The 25,280-nt window shown below is 62.4% G+C and carries 17 protein-coding genes; 4 read left to right on the forward strand and 13 right to left on the reverse strand.

Annotated features, from left to right (window positions below; all coding sequences use genetic code 11):
• Window positions 1–18: 18 nt before the first annotated feature.
• Complete coding sequence (locus ACP148_RS10540; protein ID WP_421950859.1) at window positions 19–2,496, reverse strand: beta-mannosidase; 2,478 nt, start codon at window positions 2,494–2,496, stop codon at window positions 19–21.
• 94 nt (window positions 2,497–2,590) lie between these two features.
• Between ACP148_RS10540 and ACP148_RS10545 the strand changes: the two genes are divergently transcribed.
• Window positions 2,591–3,073: a methyltransferase family protein gene (locus tag ACP148_RS10545; RefSeq protein WP_421950860.1), complete on the forward strand. Its 483-nt coding sequence runs from the start codon at window positions 2,591–2,593 to the stop codon at window positions 3,071–3,073.
• On the opposite strand, the gene ACP148_RS10550 is transcribed toward ACP148_RS10545, so the two are convergent.
• Window positions 3,074–4,969: an ABC transporter ATP-binding protein gene (locus tag ACP148_RS10550; RefSeq protein ID WP_421950861.1), complete on the reverse strand. Its 1,896-nt coding sequence runs from the start codon at window positions 4,967–4,969 to the stop codon at window positions 3,074–3,076.
• An 87-nt stretch (window positions 4,970–5,056) separates the two neighbouring features.
• A complete protein-coding gene (locus ACP148_RS10555; RefSeq protein ID WP_421950862.1) occupies window positions 5,057–6,922 on the reverse strand; it encodes an ABC transporter ATP-binding protein in 1,866 nt (621 codons plus the stop codon).
• 434 nt (window positions 6,923–7,356) lie between these two features.
• On the opposite strand from ACP148_RS10555, the gene ACP148_RS10560 reads away from it, so the two are divergent.
• Entirely contained in the window at window positions 7,357–9,069 is a 1,713-nt protein-coding gene (locus ACP148_RS10560; RefSeq protein ID WP_421950863.1) for an ATP-binding protein, read from the forward strand.
• On the opposite strand, the gene ACP148_RS10565 is transcribed toward ACP148_RS10560, so the two are convergent.
• The 9 genes from ACP148_RS10565 to ccmI form a co-directional block, all read right to left on the reverse strand.
• Window positions 9,066–11,963 (reverse strand): bifunctional [glutamine synthetase] adenylyltransferase/[glutamine synthetase]-adenylyl-L-tyrosine phosphorylase, encoded by a 2,898-nt coding sequence (locus tag ACP148_RS10565; protein WP_421950864.1) that lies wholly within the window; start codon window positions 11,961–11,963, stop codon window positions 9,066–9,068. The two genes, ACP148_RS10560 and ACP148_RS10565, sit on opposite strands and share 4 nt — an antisense overlap.
• A 12-nt stretch (window positions 11,964–11,975) precedes the next feature.
• The gene (locus ACP148_RS10570) at window positions 11,976–13,391 is read right to left on the reverse strand and encodes an ATP-binding protein (protein ID WP_421950865.1); all 1,416 of its coding nucleotides are present in this window, start codon (window positions 13,389–13,391) and stop codon (window positions 11,976–11,978) included.
• Complete coding sequence (locus tag ACP148_RS10575) at window positions 13,384–14,055, reverse strand: winged helix-turn-helix domain-containing protein (protein WP_421950866.1); 672 nt, start codon at window positions 14,053–14,055, stop codon at window positions 13,384–13,386. Before ACP148_RS10575 ends, ACP148_RS10570 begins: the two co-directional genes overlap by 8 nt.
• A 54-nt stretch (window positions 14,056–14,109) precedes the next feature.
• Complete coding sequence (locus ACP148_RS10580) at window positions 14,110–15,630, reverse strand: Do family serine endopeptidase (RefSeq protein WP_421950867.1); 1,521 nt, start codon at window positions 15,628–15,630, stop codon at window positions 14,110–14,112.
• 269 nt (window positions 15,631–15,899) lie between these two features.
• On the reverse strand, window positions 15,900–16,658 hold the full coding sequence (locus ACP148_RS10585; RefSeq protein WP_421950868.1) for a sulfite exporter TauE/SafE family protein: 759 nt from the start codon (window positions 16,656–16,658) through the stop codon (window positions 15,900–15,902).
• A 177-nt stretch (window positions 16,659–16,835) separates the two neighbouring features.
• Window positions 16,836–17,300, reverse strand: a complete 465-nt coding sequence (locus ACP148_RS10590) for a cytochrome c-type biogenesis protein (protein WP_421950869.1) — start codon at window positions 17,298–17,300, stop codon at window positions 16,836–16,838.
• Window positions 17,297–19,273, reverse strand: a complete 1,977-nt coding sequence (locus tag ACP148_RS10595; protein WP_421950870.1) for a heme lyase CcmF/NrfE family subunit — start codon at window positions 19,271–19,273, stop codon at window positions 17,297–17,299. The genes ACP148_RS10590 and ACP148_RS10595 overlap by 4 nt, the downstream gene beginning before the upstream one ends.
• A 6-nt stretch (window positions 19,274–19,279) precedes the next feature.
• Complete coding sequence (ccmE, locus tag ACP148_RS10600; protein WP_421950871.1) at window positions 19,280–19,723, reverse strand: cytochrome c maturation protein CcmE; 444 nt, start codon at window positions 19,721–19,723, stop codon at window positions 19,280–19,282.
• Window positions 19,724–19,727: 4 nt separating this feature from the next.
• Complete coding sequence (ccmI, locus tag ACP148_RS10605; RefSeq protein WP_421950872.1) at window positions 19,728–20,810, reverse strand: c-type cytochrome biogenesis protein CcmI; 1,083 nt, start codon at window positions 20,808–20,810, stop codon at window positions 19,728–19,730.
• Window positions 20,811–20,933: 123 nt separating this feature from the next.
• Here ccmI and ACP148_RS10610 point away from each other — a divergent pair, with 123 nt between their 5' ends.
• The gene (locus ACP148_RS10610) at window positions 20,934–21,992 is read left to right on the forward strand and encodes a hypothetical protein (protein ID WP_421950873.1); all 1,059 of its coding nucleotides are present in this window, start codon (window positions 20,934–20,936) and stop codon (window positions 21,990–21,992) included.
• Window positions 21,989–23,971 (forward strand): FAD-dependent oxidoreductase, encoded by a 1,983-nt coding sequence (locus tag ACP148_RS10615; protein WP_421950874.1) that lies wholly within the window; start codon window positions 21,989–21,991, stop codon window positions 23,969–23,971. The genes ACP148_RS10610 and ACP148_RS10615 overlap by 4 nt, the downstream gene beginning before the upstream one ends.
• Here ACP148_RS10615 and ACP148_RS10620 read toward each other — a convergent pair.
• Complete coding sequence (locus ACP148_RS10620; RefSeq protein WP_421950875.1) at window positions 23,968–25,206, reverse strand: hypothetical protein; 1,239 nt, start codon at window positions 25,204–25,206, stop codon at window positions 23,968–23,970. The genes ACP148_RS10615 and ACP148_RS10620 overlap by 4 nt on opposite strands.
• Window positions 25,207–25,280 lie beyond the last annotated feature (74 nt).

Here is a 25,280-nt window from a genome sequence, read left to right on the forward strand (position 1 = left end):
CCCGTGATCTCCGTCTGCTCAATATGTTTCCGCCAAATGGCTGATCCGCAAACTGTTTTGGAGATCGTCCAGGCCCGGCGCCGCACCCCTGCGAGCCAAGAAGCTAAGGGTAACCGGACGACCGGGCAAGAGGGTGAGGCAGTTGTCCGAGAAATATCCCGCCGGTTCGACCTGCGCCGTGACAAAGAAGGCACAGGCGTCCGATTGCAGCGTCAGTTCCGGGCCGTTTTTGCCATGGGCCCAACGCGCGCTGACCGTTGCTGCGGGCAGATCGTAATATTTGTGGGCGCGCGGGACGAAGTCGTTACTGCCGATCAGCGTACCGTCGCGGTCGCGCCATTCGAACATCAGAAACTGGCCGTCCGCGAGAGCCTCGCGTCCTAGGCGAACCAGTTCAGATGCAGATTCAAGTCCGAGCGGAACATCGAGTCTGTTCAAGGACTTGGTGGCGCCCCTCATATCGACCGCAAACACGTCGAGCGTGATGTCGGCCGGCGACGGGCCGTCATTAATACCCTTGATCACGATATCGTCGCCATCGGGGACAGCGACGATATTGATGGGCGCAAAGAAGCGTCTGGCGAGGTAATGGAGCAGTTTCCACTGCCCGCCATAATCGAGGCTGGACCAGCTTGCCACCGGCCAGATGTCATTGATCTGCCAGTAGAGCGTACCCATGCAACGCGGCTTGGTCGAGCGCCAGAATTCGATTGCGGTCTTGATGGCAAGCCCCTGCTGGACCTGGGACAGAAACACCATCTCCTCGAACCCCTTGGGGAAGCGGAAATAGCGGCACATGGTTTCGAGGATGCGCGCGTTGCCGCCATCGTTGCGCTGGTGGGTTTCCATGACCGGCGAGGATGGATTGCGGTCCGCCGGTTCGGTAAAGCTCTCGATGACATTGGTCGAGGTGAAGGATTGGAAGCCGAATTCGGAGGCAAAGCGCGGCTGCACCGTGCGGTAGTGCTCGAAGGGTTTTGCCGAATGCCACACATCCCAGAAATGCATGTCGCCACGTGTATCGATGTGCCAGCCATCGGCAAAATCCATGTAGCCGAGCGATGGCGACGACGGCCAGAAGCGGCGCTGGGGGTCCTCATCCTCGACGATTTCGGCAAGCAGCTTGGAGAGGCGGTCGTAATTGGCCAGGTGCCGGTCGCGGTTGGCTTTGGTTTCGGGATACCAGTTGAGCGAGCCGATCACCTCGTTGTCGCCGCACCAAAGGGCGATCGAAGCGTGATGGGAAAGACGGCGAACCTGCTGGGTGATTTCGGTCTGGACATCCGACAGGAAGGCGCGGTCCGATGGATAGGGCATGCAGGAAAACATGAAATCGTGCCAGATGAGCAGGCCCAACTCATCGCACAGATCGTAGAACCAGTCGGGTTCGTACTGTCCGCCGCCCCAGACGCGGACCATGTTATAGTTCGCCGCCCTGGCGCTTTGCAGCAGGTCGCCGACCACCTCGGGCGTGATGCGCGAGGGGATGGCGTCGGCCGGTATCCAGTTCGCACCCATCATTGTTATGTCGCGGCCATTTATGCGGCATTTGAAGCTGTGGTCGATCTCGTCTTTTTCCACGATCCATTCGAGCTTGCGCAGCCCGATCTTGCGGGCCGTCGTTTCGCCGTCGAGTTCGCTGACGAGTTCATAGAGCGGCTGGGCGCCCTGCCCTGCGGGCCACCAGATTTTCGGACCGTCGATGGTCACCCTGTGTTCGATCAGGTTCTCGCCCTTCGCCACGGCAATCTCGCCACCGACGGTCTGGCCATCAATCCTATGGGTCAGGGAAACCACACCAGAATCAAAGGCATGGACCCTGGTCTTGAGAACCAGATTCACTTTTCCGTTTTCGTGGTGCTGGTCGACCTGAACGCTTTCGGTGCGCGCCAGCGGGGTGCGGCGCAATTCCATGCGGCCGTAAACGCCGATCGGCATCAGGCAGATGCCCCAATCCCAGCCGGCGTGACACGCCGTCTTGCGTATGAAATTGAGGTGGGCAACCTTCTGATTCATCGCCGCATAGGGAATGTCGAAAGGATGCGCCTCGGCCCGCGCCCGGGCGATATCGGGTATTGCGGCGAAGGCTATGGTGAGGGTGTTTTTCCCTGCCTTGATCCTGCCGGTGACGTCGAGATCGTAGCGGATGAACTGGTTCTGCGTTTGAGCAATGGCTTGGCCATTGAGAAACACCGTCGCAATACAATCGACCTCGGACAGGGTCAGCGTCAGATTGCCATGCGCCATGTCGGCCGGCACGTCGAACCGCCGTTCGACGGTCCATGGGGTTTTATAGACCCAGGCGACGATATCCTCGTTCTGGCCGAAATAGGGATCGGGGATTTCACCGGCCTCGAGCAACGCAGTGTGAACATCGCCGGGAAGCGCTATCTCTCCCGACCAGCCCTGCTCCGGCGCAACAAGGGAAAAACGGCCACTGAGATCGAGAACTTTGTAATCGATTACCTTTTGCGATGCGGCGCGCTGTGGGGTCATGCTGTCTCTCCTCCTGACGCTGTCGGGTTCTTGGCAGGCGTTGCGCCGCCTTCTACTTTAGTTCAATGACTAACAGAAATGAAAAGCGGAAACGATGAACGATATCGAGCGGGACAATCCGGGCTTGCCGCATCTGCCGCCGACCTATCCGGTGGCGTTTCTGGTGCTGGCCGTCATTTTGGAATTCGTACTTCCGATCCGGTTTCTGGCTGCGCCAGCGCTTTTTTCGCTGCAATCGCTGGCGGGCGCCGTGCTCCTCATCGCGGGCCTGACGCTCGATATCTGGGCCTTCAGGCTGTTCAAGGCCGCCGGCACCAATCCCGAGCCATTCAAACCCACCACGGCAATCGTCGCGCACGGTCCTTACAGGTTCACGCGCAATCCCATGTATGTGGGGTTCCTGCTGAGCTTTGCCGGAATCGGTCTGCTCTTTGCGCTGGAATGGACCCTGATCGCACTGCCAGCGCTGTGGCTGGTTCTCGATCGCGTGGTGGTACAGCGTGAAGAAGCCTATCTCACCCGCAAGTTCGGAGCCGACTACGCAGCGTTTCTGGCAAAGACCCGCCGCTGGATATGACTATTCGGCGGCTTCTTCATCGCCTTCGAGATCGAGAAAGCCGCCCGATTGCCGCTCCCAGAGCCGCGCATAGTGTCCGCCCCGCGCCAGCAGGGCATCATGGCTGCCTTCCTCGACGATACGACCGTGATCGAGAATGACGAGGCGGTCCATGGCGGCAATGGTCGAGAGCCGGTGAGCAATGGCAATCACCGTCTTGCCGTCCATGAGCTTGTCGAGCTGGCTCTGGATAGCCGCCTCCACCTCGCTGTCGAGCGCGGAGGTGGCTTCATCGAGCACGAGGATCGGGGCGTCCTTGAGCAAAACGCGGGCGATTGCCACGCGCTGGCGCTGGCCGCCGGAAAGCTTGACCCCGCGCTCGCCGACCTGGGCGTCATAGGCCGTGCGACCGCGACTGTCCCTGAGCTCCATGATGAAATCATGCGCTTCGGCGCTCTTGGCGGCGGCGATCATTTCTTCTTCGCTGGCGCCGGCCTTCCCGAACAGGATATTGGCCTTGACCGACCGATGCAGCAGCGCCGTATCCTGGGTAACGACCCCGATATTGGCCCGCAGTGATTCCTGGGTAACCTTGGAAATGTCCTGCCCATCGATCAGGATGCGCCCGCTTTCAAGGTCGTAAAAGCGCAGCAAGAGATTGACCAGTGTCGATTTTCCGGCACCCGAATGGCCGACCAGGCCGATCTTTTCGCCAGGGCGTATATTGAGATCGATGCCCTCGATGATCCCCTTCTCGCGGCCATAGTGGAATTTGACGTTCTCGAACCTGATCCCGGCGTCGGTCACCTCGAGAGGGCGGGCATCGGGCGCGTCGGTCAATTCGAGCGGCTGGGCTATGGTTTCCATGGCGTTCTGGGCAACGCCGAAATGGCGCATCATGCCGTTGAGCTGCCCCATCAAACGCCCCTGCATCATGTTGAGGCGCAACACCAGGCTGAGCGTGAAGGCGATGGCACCCACGGTGATCGCATTTGCCGTCCACAGCTGGATGGCCAGCCAGCCAAAGGCAACGATCATTACCGTGCTGAGCAGGCCCATCGTGGCCCGCATGCCTGTCACAAGACGCGCCAGCCGTGTCGCGGAATCGAGGAAACGCTCGAAACCTCGCTTCACGTAGCTATCGTTGTCCTCGGCATTTCCGAACAGGCGCAGGGTCTGCACATTTGCAAAGCTGTCGGTGATCCGTCCGTTGAGGACCGAAGCGTTTTCGGCGTTTTCGGCAGCGCGGGAACGCATGCGCGGCACGTAGTAGCGGGCCATGAGAAGGATGGTGGCGATCCAAAAGACGACGAGTGCCGCCATGCGCCAGTCGAGCTGCGCGAAAAGGAAAATCGTCGTACCGGCAAATATCGTGAGGGCCCAGCCGATCTGGACCACGCTGGCGACGAAATCATTGAGAGATTGGGCGGCCTGGGAAACCTTGGTGACCAGCCGGCCCGCGAAATCGTCGTTGAAAAACCGGATCGACTGGCGCGACACATAGGCGTAGGTCTGCCAGCGCACCATGGTGTTGAAGCCCCGCCCGATGGTTTGCTCCTCGACCAGCGCCTGCAGGGCTGGCGCTGCAAAGCGCCCCACCACGACCACGACCAGCATTAGGGACAATTCCATCCCATGGGCGGCCAGCAATCCGGCCCAGCCGCCTGCCGCGTCGGTGCTTTCGAGAAGGTCGATCAGCCGGCCCATATAGAAAAAGAACAGCGCCTCGAACAACGAGGTGAGCCCGGTAAGCAGCAGAACGGCAAGATAGGGCGCCTTGGCCTGGCGGATATAGTACCAGAGGAACGCCCAGATGGTGTCGGGCGGCTGGACAGCGCCCGTAAGCTCAAAGGGCTTGATCCAGGTTTCAAAAATTCTCGATATTCGGGCGGGAAGGCTGAGGGTTTCTTGCGTCATGATCTGATAAATGGTCCCGGCGAGAGATTATGTCAAGATATATCTTAGACGCCACCCCCGCCGCTGCCAGCCTTCCCGCGTTCGCTGTTACTGCGCGGCCACCTCCTCGGCATCCGCATCGATGAACCCGCCCGATTGGCGCGCCCACAGGCGAGCATATGTGCCCCCTGTTTCGACAAGCTCGGCGTGGGTGCCTTGTTCCACCACCCTGCCTTCTTCGAGGATGATGAGCCGGTCCATGGCGGCGATGGTCGAGAGCCGGTGTGCAATGGCGATGACCGTCTTGCCTTCCATGAGCATGTCGAGTTGGCCCTGAATTGCCGCTTCCACTTCGGAGTCGAGCGCGGAGGTGGCTTCATCGAGGACGAGGATCGGCGCATCCTTGAGCAGCACCCGCGCAATGGCGATGCGCTGGCGCTGGCCGCCCGAGAGTTTGACGCCGCGCTCGCCCACATGGGCGTCATAGCCCTTGCGCCCCTTGGCATCGACCAGCGTCAGGATGAAATCATGGGCCTCGGCCTTCTGTGCGGCAGCGATCATGTCAGCATCGGTGGCATCGGGGCGGCCATATTTGATGTTGTCGGCCACCGAGCGGTGCAGGAGCGAGGTGTCCTGGGTCACGACGCCGATGTTGGCACGCAACGAGTCCTGGGCCACCGAGGCCACGTCGGTGCCGTCGATGAACACATGACCGCTCTGGCGGTCGTAAAAGCGCAAAAGGAGGTTGACGATGGTCGACTTGCCGGCGCCCGAACGGCCGACAAGGCCGATCTTTTCGCCCGCCCGGATGTGCAGGTTCAGTCCCTCGATCACCTTGGATGTGTCGTCGTCGCCCTTCTTGCCGTAGTTGAACGCCACGTCCTTAAAGACGATGTCGCCCTTAACCCGTTCAAGTCGCGGCGCGTGAGGTTCATCGGCGACAATGGATGGCAGCGAAAGCGAATTTATGCCATCGCGCACCGTACCGATGTTTTCAAACAGTGCCGACATTTCCCACATGATCCACTGGCTCATGCCCTGGAAGCGCAGCACGATGGCAGCCGCAGCGGCAACGGCACCCGCGCTCACCGCATCGCCGAGCCAAAGCCATATTCCGACAAAGCCAACGGCGAACAGCAGCAAGCCATTGAGAATGGTGATGCCCTGATTGAGGACCGTCACATAGCGCATCTGGCCGTGGACGGTTGTTAGAAACTCGTCCATCGCCTCTCTTGCATAGGTCTCTTCGCGGCTCGAATGGGAGAACAGCTTGACGGTTGCAATATTGGTGTAGCTGTCGACGATCCGCCCGGTCATCATCGAGCGCGCGTCAGCCTGCAGCTCGGAAATCCTGCCCAGCTTGGGCACGTAGTGGCGCAGCAGCAGAACATAGGCGACGACCCACACGATGAAGGGCAGAGCCAGCCAGACATTGTTCATTGCCGCCAGCACGACCGCGCCGATGAAATAAACGATGACGTAGTTGAGCACGTCGAGCAATTTCATTACCGTTTCGCGCACGGCGAGCGCCGTCTGCATGACCTTGGTGGCGATGCGGCCGGCAAACTCGTCCTGAAAATAGCTCATGGACTGCCGGATGAGATAACGATGCGCCATCCAGCGGATGCGCTGAGGGAAATTGCCCAGAAGCGTCTGGTGGATGATCAGGTTCGAGATCAGCACCAGTGTCGGGACCACCAGCAGCACGAACAGGCTCATCCAGAACAGCATCGGACCTTCGTCGGCCAGGAAGGTTTCCTTGTCGGCCGCGGAAAGCCAGTCGATCACATTGCCCAGGAACCCGAACAGCGCGATTTCGGCCAAAGCGACCAGCGTTGAAAGCACTGCCATGGCGATCAGCGGCAGTTTTACGCCATCCATGTAATGCAGACAGAAGGCCAGCAGCGTGTTGGGCGGCTGCGAGGGTGCATCGGACGGATAGGGATTGAGCAGTTTTTCGAACCAGCGGAACATCGGACAACCAATAGGGAAGAGAACCCGGCTATGCCGCACGCACCTTCCCACAAGTGCGGACGGAAACAGAGGTAAGCAATTTAACAAGTTATCGCTTGATAAATTCAATTGTGAACTTCGTCAAGCATTGGCCTTGCCCAAGGACGGTTCGGTACGGGCGAATCCGACATTGAACGAAACGGTCGGGCAAGCCCGACAGAATAGCAGCCTTAAGGACGAGTCGCATGTCCCTTCGATGAGCTGTGTCCGGCTCACCACGAACATTAACAAAGTGGAAATTTTTTTCTTGAGCCTAAGTGACTCTGCCGACTCGACAATTTTCGCCCGATCAAACAGCGGCAAAAAATGCCTATGGACAAGAGTCATGCAACCGATTCAAAGTCTTAGCATCACGAAATTGGTTGGGGCAGCCGCTGGAACGCGGTTGAAAGGGCATGGGTTCGGCGGAGGCATCCGGCGTCAGCGGTAAGGGATTCGGAGGCAGCGACAGCGGCCTCTTCCAACGCATCCTGACAGCTGGAAACCTGTCCGCTCCGGCCCTGCTGGCGCTTGTCGCAACTCTTGTATCGGCCGGATTTTTCGTCGGCAATGATTTGGCCCGCACACAGGCCGATCTCAAGGATCGTGCCCACCTTCTCGCCACTCTGGCGGCGACCCAGATCACGTGGGGCCAAGTCGATACCATGCCCTCCAATATGCCCGCGCTCCCGCCGGGGCTTTCGGAAGGTACGCATGTCGCCATTTTCGGCGGCGATGGCGAAGTGCTGTTCAGTTCTTCACCCGATGTCGTCGTGATCGATGCCAGCCCTTTATCTCTGACAGATCAGTATGTTCACGCCACCGCCCCCCTTTCGGGCCGCTCCGGCGAGGTTGCGGTTTTCGTTCCACGCCTCTCCGTTCTCGATGATTTGGCATGGCGCCACGGATGGATCCTTGCCGCCCTCTTGCTTGGCGCGGGACTAATGGTCCACTCGACCCGCAAGGGCTCCAGGCACGAAATCGCACTCCTTGCGGCCATGGACGCGGTGCCATACGGGCTTGCGCATTGGTCCGAGGATGGCCTCCTGGTTTGCACCAATCGGGCTTTTTCCCGTCTGTTGCGGCTCGATGGCGCCACAACCACTCCGGGCACACCCTACGCCAATGTCAGCGAGACAATTTCGGGGCAGATCTCGGCACGTCCCGTGCTCGACACGAAGCGCCAGCGCGTCGTCGAGGTCGAGCGGGCCGACGGATCGGTCCTGATGCTGGATGAACGCCCCTGCCCTTCTGGCGGATTTGTGACCATCGTCACCGACATCACCGAACGCAAGGCAGCCGACCGGCTTCTCGGCTCGATCCGGGAAGAACAGCGCCTCCTTGCCCGGCGCTATCACGAGGAAAAGATCAGGGCCGAAGCCTCGAGCCGCGCCAAGACCAGCTTCCTCTCCCATCTTTCCCACGATATCCGCACCCCGCTCAATCACATCATCGGCTTTGCCGAAATGATCGGGATGGAGACGTTCGGGCCGTTGGGCGACCCCAAATACCAGTCCTATGTAACCGACATCAAATGCGCGGGCGAAAAACTGCTGACATCCTTCGCGGAAATCCTCGAATTTGCCGAACTCGAAGGTGGCCGCAAGACGCTCAGGAAAGAACCCATCGCCATCGACGACCTGCTTTCGGGCTGCTCGATCCGCTTTGCCGGCCGCGCTGCAAAAGCCGGAGTGCGACTGGACGTGGCAAGGCGCACGCAGGGCTGGCTCGCAGCCGACCGGCACTATCTCGACCGTATGATGACCAATCTCATCGAGAACGCTTTGCGGTTCACCCCGGCCGGCGGCCTGATCCGGATTGCGGCGTGGCCCGCCGAAAACGGCGTGGTTTTGGAAGTCACCGATACCGGCATCGGCATGAACCAAGAGCAGATGAGCAAGCTATCCCAGCCTTTCGTTCTTCCCGATGCCGCCTTTACGCGCGTCCATGACGGGGTCGGGCTTGGTATCGCCATCGCCCGCGCCGTGGCCGAGCAGAGCGGCGGACGGCTGGCCATCGACTCGCTGGAGGGCATCGGGACGACCGTGGCGATTTCCCTGCCCATGGCACCAGCGCAGGAACGCCGGTTTCCGAGTGCGATTTCAGTCGCCCCGGCGCAGGCGGCTTAAGCCTTCATCCTCTCATAGAATTGAGCCGCTGCCGCGCTCACCTCGGCGCGCATTGCCTCGATATCGGCTTGAAGCCTCGAAAAATCCGGGTAGTTGGCCCGGCGCGCGACCAACTCACGGAAGGCCGGTGTCCAGCCCTCGTCCTTGAGGGGATCGACTAGGCATGCGCTCATCAATTGCAGGATCGTCGCGTAGGTCGCATGAATTTCCGCGAGCCGCTCCCCTTGCGGCAGGATGCCCGTTTCGGCCAGCCGCAAGAGCACTTTGGCCGGCGGTGCCTGGGGCACGTCGAGCGTGGCCCCTTCGAGCAATTGCGCTGTCTGGGCGATGAATTCGAGATCGACCAGCCCGCCATCGTGCAGCTTGAGGTCGAACGGATGACGCGGCGGGCGTTCCTTGGCCATCAGCGCGCGCATATCGAGCACATCGCCGACGATTTTTGCCCGGTCGCGCGGCAGAGCCATAATGCGGACGATCTCCGTACCGACGGCCTCTGCCAGCCCCTCATCGCCAATCGCCACGCGGGCTCGGGTCAGCGCCAGATGCTCCCAGGTCCATGCTTCATCGCTCTGATAGCTGCGGAAGCGCTTCAGGCTGGTGGCAAGCGGACCGGCATTGCCCGACGGGCGCAGCCGCATATCGGCTTCGTACAGCACGCCCTCAGCGGTCGGCGCGGAAATTGCCGCGACCAGCCGTTGGGTCAGGCGGGTGAAATAGGTAGCAACATCGAGCTCACGCTCACCATCCGAGCCGGTCGTGCCTTCGGGCACGTCATAGAGCAGGATAAAGTCGAGATCGGAGGTCAGCGTCATCTCCCGGCTGGCCATCTTGCCGAAGCCGAGCAGTCCGACCCGCGCGCCGGGCACCGCACCGTAGCGTTGGGCAAAATTTTCGCGCACCGCTGCAAACAGGCGGGCCAGCAAGGTCTCGGCCAGCGCGGTGAACTGCCGTCCGGCCTGCTGCGCGGAAAGCGCTCCCCCCACCAGTCCGGCGGCGATAAGGAACTTTTGTTCCTGGCCGATGATGCGGGCCCGGTCGATCAGATCCTCGAAGCTGCGGGCCTCGGCCAGAAACGCATCGACACTGGCCACAAGCGAGTCCGAGGTCGCGATATCACCGGCAAAGTGCGGATCGATCAGTCCGTCCACCACATGGGCCCGGTGGATCACCGCCTCGGCCAGCCGCGGCGCCGACGACATGAAATCGAGCAGCAATTGGCGCAAATGGGCGTGGTTGCGCAACAGCGCGAACATCTGCACGCCCGCCGGCAGCCGCGTCAGGAAATCGTTGAACCGGGTAAAGGCAATGTCGGCATTGCCGCTCTCGGCAAAGGTTTTGAGCAGGCCAGGGATCAATTCGGTCAAATGCTCGCGCGCCTTTGCGGCGCGGGTCGCGGCATAGCCGCCATAGTGCCATTTGCGAATGGTGGCCGAAACGGTCGCCGGGTCGGAAAACCCGAGATTGGCGAGGGTTTCGAGCGTATCGGGATCGTCGTCGGATCCGGTGAAAACCAGATTGCCCAACTCCCCCGACAGGCTCTCGCCCTCGGAAAACAGCTCGGAGTAATAGTCCGATACCCGCGCCAGCGCGGCGCGATAGTCAGCTTCGAATGCCTCGCGGCTCTCGCAGCCCATGAGCAGCGCAATCTCGCCGACCCCCTCTTCGGTTTCCGGCATCACATGGGTTTGCTCGTCGCGCAGCATCTGAAGGCGGTTTTCGACGGCCCGCAGGAACCAGTAGGTCTCCTCGAGCTCGTTTGCCGCATCCTCGCCAATCCATTTTCCCTTAACCAGCGCCTGCAGCGCCTTGACCGTGGGGCGCACCCGAAGTTCGGGGTCGCGGCCGCCAGCGATCAATTGCTGGGTCTGGACGAAAAACTCGATCTCGCGAATACCGCCGCGTCCCAGTTTGACGTTGTGGCCCAGGACGCGCTGTTCGCCGACCTTGCGGTGGATGTTGATCTGGCGCTTCATCGCCTGAATATCGGCGATCATCGCGAAGTCGAGATGCTTGCGCCAGATGAAGGGGGCAAGTTCTTTCAGGAACTGATTGCCCACCCCGATATCGCCGGCACAGGGACGCGCCTTGATCCAGGCCGCCCGCTCCCAGTTCTGCCCACGCGACTCATAATAGCCAAGCGCCGCGTCGAACGATATCGCCACCGGGGTCGAGCCGGGATCGGGGCGAAGGCGCACATCGGTACGGAACACATAGCCGTCGGCGGTACGGTCCTGCATGATCGAGACCAGCCGGCGGATGATCCGGACGTAAAATTTGTTGTGATCGGCATCCTCTGGCAGCACGGCCACCATGGGATCGTAAAACGCCACGATGTCGATGTCGGAGGAATAGTTGAGTTCCTGGCCGCCATGCTTGCCGAGCGCAAAAATCGCCAGCCCGGAATTGGCGGCGCTTGCCTGCTCGGCCGGTTGAACCAGCTTGCCATCCCGCCCGGCCTCGGCCATCAGGAAATCAAGCGCCGCTTCCAAAGCGGCATCGGCAAGATCGGACATGCAGCGCGTGGTCTCCCGCGAGGTCCATACTCCGCCGATTTCCGCCACCGCGGACAGCAGCGCCCCGCGCGCCTTGCCGACGCGCAGGCGTTGGGCCAGTTCGGCCTCGGCCTCGCACGATCCGGCCGAAGTCATGTCGGCGATCAATTGTGAAAAAGCCGCTTCCGGCTCGGCAGTCAGGACGTCTGCGAACCATCGGGCGTGTCGGACGGCAAGGTCGCGCAGGTAGGGAGCAGTTGCAAAGATCGGCCCAAGAGCCCCCGCAACCCCTTCGAACGCCTCGCGCTCGCTCTCGCCCAGCGCTTCGGTCAAATCGTCCGGCAGCGCCGGGCTTTCGGACGCAAGATCCAGAGCCCGCAATCGCGGTCCCAGCGCCGTCATGACGGGCGCGCCCTATGACGCGGGAAAGGTGATGACCGCCTTTGTGCCCGGCCCATTGTCCTCAACACGGATATCGCCCCTGTGCAACCGAACGACGGCCGACACGAGCGCGAGCCCCAATCCGGCCCCCGGCTCGGTACGGCTGGCTTCCAGCCGCGCAAAGCGTTCGAATACGCGCGCGCGATCGGCCTCGGGTATTCCCGGTCCCCGGTCAGCAACTTCAACGACGATCCTCCCGGCTTCGCGGCGGGCGGAAATGGATATGCCGCCGCCTTCGGTGCTCTGACCGTACTTTACGGCGTTTTCGACAAGATTTACAAGGGCTTGACCGATGAGTTCCCGGCTTGCATCGAGCCTGATTCCAGGGGCGATGTCGGTTTCCAGCGTCATACCCGCGTCTTCGGCCACCGGCGTGTAGAGTTCGGCCACATCGGCGACAACCTCGCTCAGGTCGATATCGGAGAAGGCTCCTGTCGAGGTGCCCGCTTCGGCCCGCGCGATCAGCAGCAGGGCGTTAAAGGTGCGGATCAGTTGATCGGATTCGGCAATAGTGGTCTCAAGCGCTGTCTGCCTCGCCTCCGGATCGGGATTGCGCAGCGCCGCCTCCGCCTTGTTGCGCAGGCGGGTCAGCGGAGTCTTGAGGTCGTGGGCGACGTTGTCGGTGACTTCCTTGAGCCCAGCCATCAGCCGCTCGATCCGTTCGAGCATGGCGTTGAGGCTTGTGGCAACCGCGTCGAACTCGTCATTGCGGCCGGTGACCGGCACGCGCTCGGACAAATTGCCCGACATGATCTTGGTGGATGTGCCGGTGATGGCGTCTATCCGGCGCAGAACGTAGCGTGCGGTCAGTCCGCCCGCCAGCACCGAAAGCACGATGATGCCGATGGCGCCTCCGAAAAACGTACGAAGGATGATCGCATTGAAACCGCGCCGCTCACCCACGTCCCGGCCGATGACCAGCCGCAATCCGTTCGGCAGTTCCAGCGATTCAACGATAGCCGTGCCGCTTGTGGGCACCGCGTCCTCCGGTCCACCATAGATCTCGCGCCCACGCTCGTAGCTGAGTTCATAACGCCCCGGATCGGCCAGAACGGCCACCGGAAAGTCGGTGACGTTGCCCGCGATCATCACGCCGGTCGGATCGCCGAGATAGTAGATGCCCGGTCCGGGCCTGTCGGCCAGCCGCTGCACCGCAAAGGCCACGGCCCGTACGCCCGACTGGCTGGAAAGCAGCCGTATCTGAACAATTTCGCGCTGAACGTCGCGCAACTGCTCGCGCTGGATCTGAATCGAACTTTGATAGGCGATCAGGCCCAGAAGCACGATGGCAAAGCCCACGAAGATCGCGATGAACATCGCGGTGAGCCGAACCGTGGTGGTCCGCCACAGATTGCGTCGCTGAAGGGCTCCCGGCGCCGCGTCAGTCACGGATCATGTACCCCGCGCCGCGCACGGTCTGGAGCAATTGGCGCTGAAAGCCCTTGTCCACCTTGGAGCGCAGGCGCGACATGTGCACGTCGATCACGTTGGTCTGAGGGTCGAAATGATAATCCCAGACATTTTCCAGAAGCATGGTGCGGGTAACGACGCGTCCGGCATTTTTCATAAGGTACTCAAGCAGGCGAAATTCGCGGGGCTGAAGAACTATGCTCTCAGATGCCCGCTCCACCTTGCGCGATAGCCGATCGAGGGTCAGGTCGCCCACCTGATAGGAGGTTGCCGCTTCGCTCGGGGCCGAACGGCGCGCCATGACCTCGATGCGGGCCAGAAGTTCGGAAAAGGCGTACGGTTTGACAAGATAATCGTCGCCCCCGGCGCGCAGCCCTGTGACGCGGTCATCGACCTCGCCGAGCGCCGAGAGGATCAAAACGGGGGTGTTGTCGTCCTCGGCCCGCAGGGATTCGATAATCGAAAGGCCATCCCGGCGCGGCAACATGCGGTCGACGATCAGGACATCGTATTCCATGCCCGATGCCATTGCAAAACCGGTCTCGCCGTCGCTGGCATGATGGGTGACATGGCCGCACTCGTCGAGGGCTTGAATGAGATAGGACGCCGCTTCGCGGTCGTCTTCAATGAGCAATATCTTCACGTCGGCCCCCGGAGAAAATTGGGACCGGCCACAAGGGCCGATCCCGAAGGTCTGTTACTCTTGGTTGTCGAGCGGCACACCCACGAAGCGGACGACACCATCGCGCGACACCCGCAGTGAGACCGCGGACTTGCCTTCGCTGCGGGCCGCATCGATGGCCGCCTCGAAGTCCTCGGGCGTGGATACCGCGCCCCCATTGGCCTGTTCGATCACGTCGCCGGGCAACAAACCGCGGGACGCCGCGGCGCTGTCGTCCTCGATGGAATCGACCACAAGTCCGTCTCCGTCCTCATTGGGGATGACGGTCACACCGATCGACGAACTCGTCGTTTCGGGTTCAGCCTCTTCTTCCTGGACCTGGGGCGCAGGAGCGGCTTGCTCGTCTTCCTCGAGACGGTCGAGAGTGACGGTAATGTCGAGTTCCTCGCCGTCGCGGATAACGCCGAGTTCGACATCGGAACCGGGCGACTGCTGGGAAATCAGCCGCGACAGTTCGCGCGCCGTGTTCACGCCCTGGCCGTTGACCGAAACGATGACGTCGCCGGACGCGACACCGGCTTCAGCCGCAGGCGCACCTTCGATAGGCTGGGTGACCAACGCGCCATTGGCATTGGCGAGGCCAAGAGCGTCGGCGAGATCGTCATTGAGATCCTGGAGCGAAACGCCCAGAAAGCCGCGGGTCACAAAGCCGGTGTCCTGGAGCTGGGAAATGACGCTCTGGGCAAGCGCGGCCGGAATGGCGAACGCAATGCCCACATTGCCGCCCGAGGGCGAGAAGATGGCGGTGTTGACACCAACGACATCACCCTCGGTATTGAACGACGGGCCACCCGAATTGCCACGGTTCACGGCCGCGTCGATCTGGAGGAAATCGTCATAATAGGAGGCGTTGATATCGCGGCCACGGGCCGAAACGATACCGGCGGTCACCGTACCGCCCAGGCCGAACGGATTGCCCACCGCAACCACCCAGTCGCCCACCCGGGCTTCCTCGGTGGCGAATTCGACGAAGGGCAGGTCGTCACGCTCTTCGCGGACCTTGAGCAGCGCCAGATCGGTGCGCGGGTCGGTGCCGATGATGTCGGCGGCCAGTTCGGTATCGTCCTCGAGCAGTACCGTCACCTCGCTCGCATCCTGCACGACGTGGTTGTTGGTCACGATGTAGCCGTCAGCCGAAATGATGAAGCCCGAGCCCACGGCCTGCATGAAATCACGCGGGCGGTTGGGTCGCTCTGGATTTGGCGCATTGAAGGGCTCTTCGAACTGATCGAAGAACCGGCGCAGGGGATGGTCTTCGGGCAGGTCGGGGAATTCGAACTGGAAGTTCGGGCCGCGCTGGATCTGCTGGACGGGAACCTCGGCGTTGACCTGAACAGAAACGACAGCCGGCGAAACCGACTCGACCAGATCGGCGAACCCGCTCATTGGGGGCGATCCCACATCGTTTCCAACCTGCTGCGCGATTGCGGGCTGGGTGTTGACGAAGCCGGCGCCAAGCGTACCTGCCGCGACAATCATTGCCATTGCAGATGCGGCGATCCACTTGCGCTTCGGCGTAGAAAGCATGTTGGACATATTGGAAGATCCTCTCTGTTACAGACAGTTCGTCTCTGCTGTTGGCGTCATATGTAATACGCGCGGGCTTTCCGCACAGTTGCATGCGGATTAAATCTTGGTAATGGACCGGACCGAATTGTGGCCGGAAAGCCTCTCGGTCAGGGCTAGAGCGTGTCCAGCAAAAGCATGTCCTCGACCCGATCGGGGATGGAAACGGTCTTGCGGTTCGGACACGCGACAAAACAAAGGTTTAGAGCCGAGGATTTGATTCAATCAAATCCTCGGCTCTAGCCCCAGACCGCCTGCCGCAGCATTTCGAGCGCCATCACGGTCAGAATGATCTTAAATCCCCACCGGAACGTGGTTTCCGACACCCTGTCGAGAATGCGGCTGCCCACCACGGTCCCTAAAAAACCGGTCAGGATCATGGCGAGGACCATGGGCAGGTATTGCGCGAACGCAAAACCGAAAAGCGTGAAGGTGACAGCCTTTGCAATGTTGTTGAGCGTCATCAGGCTCGCCTGGGTGGCGATCAATTGCCGACGGTCGTCGAGCTTGCGCAGGAAATTGGCGACCAGCGGCCCGATGGCGCCCACGAACATGCCGACCCAGCCGATAACGGCGCCTGCCGCAAAATCGGCAGCAGGCCCGCGCCCGGTCACGCGGGGCTGGGGCACCCACACGCAATAGAGGATGAACAGCCCGATCACCGCCTGGAAAAGGGCTTCGGGTATCGATACCGCAAGGCTTCCGCCCAGAACGATGCCCAGCACGCTGCCGGCGCCGAACCAGGCCATCAGATGCCACTGGATATGGGCGCGCTGAACGACGGCGCGGCCGCCATTTGAGCCAAGCTGGACGAGCCCGTGAACGGGAATGACGACCGCTGGCGGAAAAACCAGTCCGAGCGCGGCCAGCATGGCAATGCCGCCACCGAGCGAGAACATCGCCGTTATCATCGATGTAACGAAACTCGCGGCGATCAGGGTCAGCGCGATCCATAAGGACAGGCCGTCCGGCACAAGCTGAGCGATGTCGAAATTCATAAGGCAGGCTCCCTGCCCTTTGATGGCAGAGGCCGCAATCGAGAACAAGCGCGACAGCTGTCCGAGTTTCCGCGGTGCGGGAAATCCAGAGCGCTTCCAGGATAAGTGGCTACCACTTATCCGGTTCGGACATGCGACAAAACAAAGTCTTAGAGCAATTGAAGCGCTTCAATTACTCTAAGACTTGCGCAACCTTTCGAGCGCTTTTTCTTCCTCGAAAGAGAGGTCTGGCTTGCCCGTCACCGTCTTGCGGCGGCGGACCGTCCAGACAGCCAGGACGACCAGCCCTGCGGCCAGGAGAACCGGCGTTGCAACCCAGAGAAAGATCGTGTGCCCGGCAAACACCGGATTGAGCAGCACGAACTCTCCATAGCGGGCAACCACAAAATCATAGACTTCCGTATCGGTATCGCCCGCCACCAGCCGCTCACGCACAAGCAGCCGCAGGTCTCGGGCCAGTTCGGCGTCGGAATCGTCGATAGACTGGTTCTGGCATACGAGGCAGCGCAGATTGCCCGAAATCGAACGGGCCCGCTGTTCGAGCACCGGGTTGTCGAGCACTTCGTCGGGTTGCACCGCACCGGCCGTCATCGGCAGCAGCAGCGCCAGCAGCGTGACTAGAGCAATGACACAGCGCTTCACCGCCCGGCTCCTGCCGGCTTGGCCCTTGCCTGGGCAGGCGCGCCGATCCGCATTCGCCGATCGCTCAGCGAGAGAAAGCCCGCTCCGGCCATCAGGACGGTCCCGAGCCAGATCAGCAGCACGAACGGCTTGTGCCAGAGGCGTACCACCCGGCCATCGGCGCCGAAGCGTTCACCGAACTGGATATACATCTGGCTAAAGCCGTAAGTCCGGATGCCCGCCTCTGTGGTCGGTGTTCCGCTCACGCCATAGACGCGACGCTCGGAAGTGAGTTGTCTGTCCCGGCCCCACGGCGCATCGATCAGGAAGCTGCCCCGGTCGGCGGTGAAATTGGGGCCCTCAAAATGGGTCTCGCCCTGATAGGTGATCGAATATCCGGCGATGTCGATGGTTTCCCCCGCCCGCATGGAGGTGACGATTTCGGTCTGGAACGCCGAGGCGCAAACGATGCCAATCACCGAAACGCCGACGCCGAAATGGGCGATGGAGGTGGACCAGGCGGTCTTTGGCAGGCCCTTGAGACGGTGCCAGCTCTGCCCCCACTTGACCTTGCCGATGGCGGCGCGCTCGGCCAGTTCGGCAATGGCGCCAACCATGACCCAGATGCCGATCCCCAGCCCGATCGGCGCGAGCGAAATCGGAAAGCCCAGAAAGCCGAAAACCACAAGGGTGAGGACCAGTGTAACGACGATCGCCGCAAAAAGCCTCTGGCCCACGGCGACCAGATCGCCGCGCTTCCAGGCGAGGAACGGCCCGAAGGGGATGAGCAGGAGCAGCGGCACCATGAGCGCCCCGAAGGTGAGATCGAAGAAGGGCGCACCCACGGTGATACGCGCTCCCGTCAGCGCTTCGAGCACCAGCGGATAGAGCGTTCCGATCAGCACCCCTGCCGTTGCTGCCGAGAGAAACAGATTGTTTAAGATCAGCGCCCCCTCGCGGCTGATGGGCGCAAACAGGCCGCCGTGGCGCAGCGCCGAGGCGCGCAGCGCAAAGAGCGTGAATGCCCCGCCGATAAAAGCGGCCAGCATGGCGAGAATGACCATGCCGCGCGTCGGATCGGAGGCGAAGGAGTGCACCGATGTCAGGATGCCCGAGCGCACGAGGAAGGTACCGAGCAGGCTGAGCGAGAAAGTGATGATCGCCAGAAAGATCGTCCAGATTTTCAGCGCGTTGCGCTTTTCCATGACGATGGCCGAGTGGAGCAGCGCTGTGCCGGCCAGCCATGGCATGAAACTGGCATTTTCCACCGGGTCCCAGAACCACCAGCCACCCCAGCCCAGCTCGTAATAGGCCCAGTAGGACCCCATGGCGATGCCCAGCGTCAGAAACGCCCAGCTCGCCAGCGTCCAGGGCCGGACCCAGCGCGCCCACGCCGCGTCGATCCGCCCCGAAACCAGTGCCGCAACGGCAAAGGAAAAGCAGATCGAAAACCCGACATAGCCCAGATAGAGCAGCGGGGGGTGGATGGCGAGGCCGATGTCCTGAAGCACCGGATTGAGTTCGGTGCCGTTGAAAGGTGCCGGGTCGAGCCGCCAGAACGGGTTCGACGTGAACAGCACGAAGCCGGCAAACGCGCCGACCATCAACCCCTGATTGGAGAGCACAAGCGTCTTGAGTTCGTTGGGCAAATTGCGCCCGAACGCGGCCACCGCCGCTCCGAACAGGGTCAGCGTGAATACAAACAGCAGCATGGAGCCTTCATGGTTCCCCCAGGTGCTGGTGATCTTGTAGAGCATGGGCTGGAGCGAATGGGAGTGCTCGACCACCAGCCGTACCGAAAAATCATCGGCGGCGAATGCCGAAAGCAGGGCCGCGAACGACAGCCCCACCAGCGCGAACTGCAATATTGCCGCCTGTGAGACGAAGCGCTGCGCCAATGCGCTGCCGCGCCAGAAGGCAAAGCCCGCGCCGGCCTGCACGAGGGCCAGAACGAAGGCCAGAACGAAGGCGAAATGTCCCAGTTCGATGGTCACGCTGCTTTATCCTTCCTCACCTTCCCATACGCCTCGTTCGCGCAGGGCATCGGCCACTTCTCGCGGCATATAGTTCTCGTCGTGCTTGGCGAGCACATTGGTGGCCAGGAACGTTCCGTCCGCCTGCACGCTCCCTTCGGCCACCACGCCCTGCCCCTCCCGGAACAGGTCCGGCAAGATGCCGGTGAAGCGCGCGGTCATCTCGCCGGCTCCGTCATGGACGACGAAAACATTGGTTTCCCCATCCTGTTGCCAACTGCCCTCGAGCACAAGCCCTCCCAGCCGGATCGGAGTTCCGGGCGCTATTGCCGCCTCCGCGATCTCGGTAGGCGAATAGAAAAACACGATCTGGTCGCGCAGTGCCGTCAGGATCAACCCCGCCGCCAGGGCTAAAATGACGCCGAGGCCGGCAATGACGCCGAGGCGTTTCTGTTTGCGTGTCCAGGCCATTGGTTTACTCCATCAATCCCGCTTCTCGGCCGAAATCCTCGAGAGCCAGTCTTTCCTGCCCCGAAAGTGCGGCAAGACCGCGTTCGAGGTCGGCGCGCGCCGCGTCTGCGCCATCGAGCTCGATGCGCGAGCGTACCAGTTGTATCCACTCGGTCGCGCTGCCGCCTTCATCGTATAATCGCGCGGCGAGCCCATCGACCATGCCACGGATCATCACATCCATAGTGGCATCGGGCTCGCTGTCGCCAAGCGTGCCGCTTTCGAGCCCCGCCTGGGCAGCCACCAGCCCCGAGCGCGCCGTATCGACCCAGGCCTCATCGCCCGTCGCCAACCCCAGCAATTCGTCCCAGAGCGCCACGGCCTCCTCATATTGACCGGTTTGGGTCAATTGACCAGCAAGATAAAAGCGCGACCGGACGTGGATCGGGTCTGCCTCCACAGCGCTGCGCAGGAGCGTCATCGCTTCATCGTCGGCCACCCCGTCACTGCCCAGGATCAGGGCTTCGGCCAGATTGGTTTCCCGGTCTGCGGTCGGCGGCTCCAGCGACAATACGCGCCGCCAGGCATTGGCCGCTTCGGCGAACCGTCCCTGCTCCATATAGATCGGCGCCAGAACCAGCCAGCCGCGCACATCGTCGGGCGTCTGCTCCATCTGCGCTTCCACGGTCGCCACCGCCGCCTCGATATCGCTTACCGATATCTGGGCCGGCTGCTCGCGTCCGGCCAGCGGCAGGCCCGGCAGGTCGGCACGCCCGATCCAGGCATAAAGCCCCAGGCTGACCACCGCGGCCACCGGCAGGATCGCAAGCATGACCGTCCGCCCGCTCATGCCGCCCTTTTTGCCTGCGGTTTCCTTTTCGTGAAGCATCACCTCACGCGCCAGCTCGGCCTTTGCCGCGGTCGCTTCTTCCGACGAGAGCCTTCCCGCTTCCATGTCGCGGTCGATTCCCTCGAGCTGATGGCGGAAAAAGGCGCGTTCGGCGTCCGGGCCGTCGGCTCCCGCTGACGGGCGCGCCGGGCCGCGCAGTCCAAAGGCGAGCACGCCCAGGCATGCCAGAACCAGCAATATCGCGAAAATCCAGAACAAGTGTGAGACTAACCCTTGAAAACCAATGAGATGCCGTTTCTATAGGCCAAATTCGCGCAGATTGCAGTCGGCGATTGGCGCGCGCTTTGCCGCACCGCAGAGTAAGGGCCGGACGGGACCGACATGACCGAGCAAGCCAAAACCATTGCCGTGGTCGGCGCCTCCCCATTCGCATGGCTTCTAGCAGGGCTTTTGGCGTCTGACCATTCACGAGCAATTGTGCTGCTCAGCCCGCCGCCCAATCCCCACGCCCTGCGCCCCCTGCCCCCGCTCTCGCTGGCCCCCGTGACACGGCCGGAGACCTGGTCGATCCTTATGGCCCATGCAAGGCCAGCGCTGCGGCGTCTTTCGCGCATCGTGCCGGCCATTGGCGAGCGGATAGACATGCGTGTTGGAGCCCGGTCGGCCCAAGCCATGATTGCGCTGAGCCACATGCGTCATATCGCCGGGGGCTTTGGCTACCCTGTCGATCCGATTGAAAAAACCGCGCACGGCATGCGCGTTGGGCTGCGCGATGTCCGCTCGATCAATGCAGCCGCCCTGTTCGCGGCGGCGCCGTCATGGCTGGCCGCGACCAATGTGGCGGTGCTCAGTTCCGTCGAAGGGCTCAAGATCAGGCGCGATGGCGGCGCGCGGTTCGGGGCCACCTCCATCGACCAGGTGATCCTTGCCGACGACGACGCCATTCTCCGATGGCTCGACGCCGATGAAATCGCCACGTTCGCGCGTATCGAGCATTGGGCGGGCATCGAGACCGCGCCACAACGGCTGGCGCGTTACCGGGCCGGCTTTGATCTCGATACGGGGACCGTCTTTGCCCAGGCGGGCGATGGTGTCATTCGCGCGGCCGCCCGCAATGACGATGGGGAAGCCCTGGCCCGCATCGCCGATTGCCTTTCGCTGGACCCGGCCCCGCGTCTTGCCGCCCAGACCAGCCTTACGCGGCTTTTCTCCCATGATGGCGCGCCGGTACTCGGGCCCACACGCCGCGACAAGGTGTTCGTCGTCGCCGGCCTGGGAACGCTCGATCTGGTGCTGGCGCCATTGATCGCGGGGATAGTCTCGGGAAGGGCCAGCGGGCTGGAGGCCGAATGGGCGGCCGCACACGGCGCCGATCTGCGCCAGCCGCGCCGCGAGTTCGCCGATTTTCATCCCGGGCTCGTTGCCGGGGGTGCACCATGAGCGGAGCCAATCGTCTCGGCGGCACATTGCCGCCGGAATTTTCACACCCGGTCATCGATCGCACCCGCCCTGTGCGCTTCCGGTTCAACGGGCGCGCCGTGAGCGGCTTTGAAGGCGACACGGTGCTGTCGGCCCTGCTGGCGACGGGGGTTCGCATTGCGGGCCGTTATGCGGGCAATGTTGTGGCGCTCGACGAGCATACCGCCCCGCCCATCGCGCTCGAAGGCAACGAAACCCGCCCTGACCTTGCCATGCCCATGGCGATCTGCCCCGCCATCGATGGCGCCGCCTTCGCCTCGGTCGGCCCGCGCCCGGCCGTTACAAGGACGCTGACAGCCCGCCTGCTGCCCCCACGCAGAGATACTCTGGGGCTTGCCTACAAAACGGGCTCCGCCGAGCCGGGCGGCTGGATCGACACCGAAGCGGCCCGGCGAATCACCGCCGATGTCGCAATCGTGGGAGGTGGCGTTGCAGGGCTGTCGGCGGCGCTTGCCGCCGCTCGCAGGGGCCTTCGCGTTTGCCTTGTCGAAAAGGAAGCAACGCTTGGCGGCCTGTCGGTATTTTTCGGCAAGGCAGAGGGCGAGCCGGTCCCCGAGGATACGATAAGCGCTCTGGCAAGCCAGATCGGGGAATCCGGACTCATCACCCTCTCATTGAGCACAATGGCCTTCGATATCACCAACGCAGCCGTCCAGGCGATCCGTGTTAACAAGTCGGGAGGACTGCCCCAGCCCGAACGCCTGTCGATAACGGCCGACACCATCGTTCTGGCCACCGGAATGGTGGGCCGCATGCCGATTTTTTCGGGCAACAGGCTGGCCGGCGTGGACGAGGCGAGCGCCGCGTGGCGGCTGGCGGCGCGCTACAACATCTGGCCGGGCGGCAGCGCTCACATCCATAGTGCGACCAATGTGGGCTACCGCATGGCGCTGCTGGGCGCGGCCAGCGGCAAATCGGTGGTTCGCACCAGCGACCCCCGCGTCGATCCGCAGACCCGGTTCATCGAATTCTGCAAGGCCCATGGTTACCGGCTAGGGTGGGGCATGACAGTCGGGTCGGTCGCCCCCAACCGTGGCTCCGGGCTCTCTGTGCATCTTGCCAATGCGGAAAACGGAGCTCCGGCCGAAGAGCCCATCGCCTGCGACCGCCTGATCGTCTCGGGCGGCTGGCAGCCCGATCTCGATCTCTGGCTCAAGGCGTCGGGCACAGTCAAATGGAACGGAGCGATACAGGCGCTCGTGGCCGACGGTTCTCTCGGCGGCATCGTTCTCGCGGGCAGCGTTGCTGGCTATCTCAGCCTTGCCGGCTGCATCGCGCATGGCGGAGCGGCGCTCGAAACGGCGCTCGACGGCAAGGAACGGCCGGTCGACGACCCGCGCATCGATCCCGTTTTCGATACGCCTGACGGGCCAATGCTCGCCACAAGTCCCGCCCAGCCCAATGCCGCCGCGGCCTTTGTCGCCCCCGGCGCCTCAGGCATGCTCGCCGCTCCGGCGGCGCGCGGCTGGCCACGGTTTCCTGGCCCCCAGCAAGATCGGACCGGCGCGTCCCTGGCCGGGCCACTTAACGTGCTCGATGTGGTGGGAGAAATCGTTGCCCAGCGTCTGGACCCCGCCTTGGCGCCCGCGCTGTGCGCCGAACGTTGCGTCCTGCCCCGCGCGTTGGAGAAATCTGCCGATCCCGCGCCGTTTTCGGCGCACATTGCGGACGACATCCCGCTCTTTCTCGAACACCGCTTCGGTGCAGGTCAGAAGCAATGGTTCCTCAACGCCGGCCAGCAGCGGCACTTCGATCCGGGTTGTCTGGTCTTTGCCAACACCGACCACCGCTCGCCGCTCGACGCGATCGGCGTGGTGCTGGCCGATGAAGGGGGCAAGATCCGGGTGCTGCTCGCAAAGATGGCGATGAGCGCCGGCGACACCGTCTATATCCGCGACGGGCTCACCGTTCTCGCGGCTCGCCTTGAACGGGCAATCTAACCTTGAGCGGTCCGGCGCTCGGCGCCGTCACGGGCCCGGCGTAAAATATCGGCATATTCGGGATTGAAGCGGATCTCGGCCATCTTGATGCCCGCGTCCAGCCGCTCGCGCGCCACCGGATCGGCGGGCTTGGCGCGATACATGTCGAGGGCGCGAGTCACCAACACCTCGACGGTCTGTCCGGTATCGGTCCAGGCCTGATCGAGCAACGCATTGACGGCGAGGGAGTCGCGGCATTTCCTCACCGTCATCAGAAGATAGAGCCCATTGAGCGCCGCCAGCACGTCGTCGGGATCGACCCGGTCGTTGCCGTCGCGCGGGCGCCGAAGCGCCTGGGTAACGTTGAGCGTGATTTCCTTCATCGGGCGTTCCAGCCGCTCGGACAGCCGTGCCGTGAGGTCGGTCATGATCGTTCCCCACAGGGAGCGCCGCTCGATTTCCAGATTGTAGTTTATGGCGCGCAACAGCCTGTGGAACCGGTCGATCGCCTTGCACGAAAAGTCGATGTCGGAGAACAGGTTGGGCTGGCTTGCAAGGCAGCCGATCTGGCTCTGGGCGTGGCTGAGAACGGCCTCGACCAATGAACCGTAACCGGCGTTGGTGATCCGGGTTTCGCCATTGCCCCCGGCGATGGCGACGGCGGCTGCCATGAGGCGGCTGGGATTGGCCATGTACCCCACCATCGCCTGCATCCAGAGCGCGCGCGTCAAAGGATTGGTGATCGAAATCGACTGCAGCGCCGTCGCCAGTTCTGTCTCATCGGAAATCGAACCAACGGCAATGCCGAATTTTCCCGCCTGCATCAAAAGGGGGCGGCGGCGCATGGCCATGATGACCGGTGCGAGCCGCCGGCGCGCCTCCTCGCCGCCCATCTGCATCGAGTTGCGGCGCTCAAGCTCGCGATCTTCCTTCTCGGCGACAGCGTTGGCCTTGAGCCGTTCGACAATTTCGGGAAGCAGCAGGTCGAGCGCCTCGACCGCATCGGCTCCCGAATCGATGGCGTCGGTCAGCCGCGCCACCTCGTCAGCGGCGATGTCGCGCGCCATCCAGGTCCAGATCTTGCCGGCAATCTCGCGCTCGATGGCGCCCGGAAAGCCATGTGGAGCGGGCGGATCGACCAGAACGCCGGCCAGCGCCTCGAGAAAGGCATCCTTGCCCGAATCGGCCCCGCCTCTGGCGCCTGCGGCGCCACGCGGCTGGTTCTTTGTGCCGGGAAATGTATCGGGAAGAGTCATGGAATCCTGTAACCGGTGCGCTGCGCGAGGGACCGAACGCAAACCCTATCGTCAACGGGCTAAAAAAACCTTTC

The sequence above is a fragment of the Pelagibacterium sp. genome, from assembly GCF_965249125.1.
GTDB lineage: Bacteria > Pseudomonadota > Alphaproteobacteria > Rhizobiales > Devosiaceae > Pelagibacterium.

Excerpts from the sequence above, each read along its gene's own strand:
- ACP148_RS10585 (WP_421950868.1), bottom strand. The coding sequence starts at position 16,658 with ATGAATTTCGACATCGCTCAGCTTGTGCCGGACGGCCTGTCCTTATGG.
- ACP148_RS10565 (WP_421950864.1), bottom strand. The coding sequence starts at position 11,963 with ATGACGGCGCTGGGACCGCGATTGCGGGCTCTGGATCTTGCGTCCGAA.
- ACP148_RS10550 (WP_421950861.1), bottom strand. The coding sequence starts at position 4,969 with ATGACGCAAGAAACCCTCAGCCTTCCCGCCCGAATATCGAGAATTTTT.
- ACP148_RS10545 (WP_421950860.1), top strand. The coding sequence starts at position 2,591 with ATGAACGATATCGAGCGGGACAATCCGGGCTTGCCGCATCTGCCGCCG.
- ACP148_RS10560 (WP_421950863.1), top strand. The coding sequence starts at position 7,357 with ATGGGTTCGGCGGAGGCATCCGGCGTCAGCGGTAAGGGATTCGGAGGC.
- ACP148_RS10620 (WP_421950875.1), bottom strand. The coding sequence starts at position 25,206 with ATGACTCTTCCCGATACATTTCCCGGCACAAAGAACCAGCCGCGTGGC.
- ACP148_RS10580 (WP_421950867.1), bottom strand. The coding sequence starts at position 15,630 with ATGTCCAACATGCTTTCTACGCCGAAGCGCAAGTGGATCGCCGCATCT.
- ACP148_RS10610 (WP_421950873.1), top strand. The coding sequence starts at position 20,934 with ATGACCGAGCAAGCCAAAACCATTGCCGTGGTCGGCGCCTCCCCATTC.
- ACP148_RS10540 (WP_421950859.1), bottom strand. The coding sequence starts at position 2,496 with ATGACCCCACAGCGCGCCGCATCGCAAAAGGTAATCGATTACAAAGTT.
- ACP148_RS10615 (WP_421950874.1), top strand. The coding sequence starts at position 21,989 with ATGAGCGGAGCCAATCGTCTCGGCGGCACATTGCCGCCGGAATTTTCA.
- ACP148_RS10555 (WP_421950862.1), bottom strand. The coding sequence starts at position 6,922 with ATGTTCCGCTGGTTCGAAAAACTGCTCAATCCCTATCCGTCCGATGCA.
- ccmE (WP_421950871.1), bottom strand. The coding sequence starts at position 19,723 with ATGGCCTGGACACGCAAACAGAAACGCCTCGGCGTCATTGCCGGCCTC.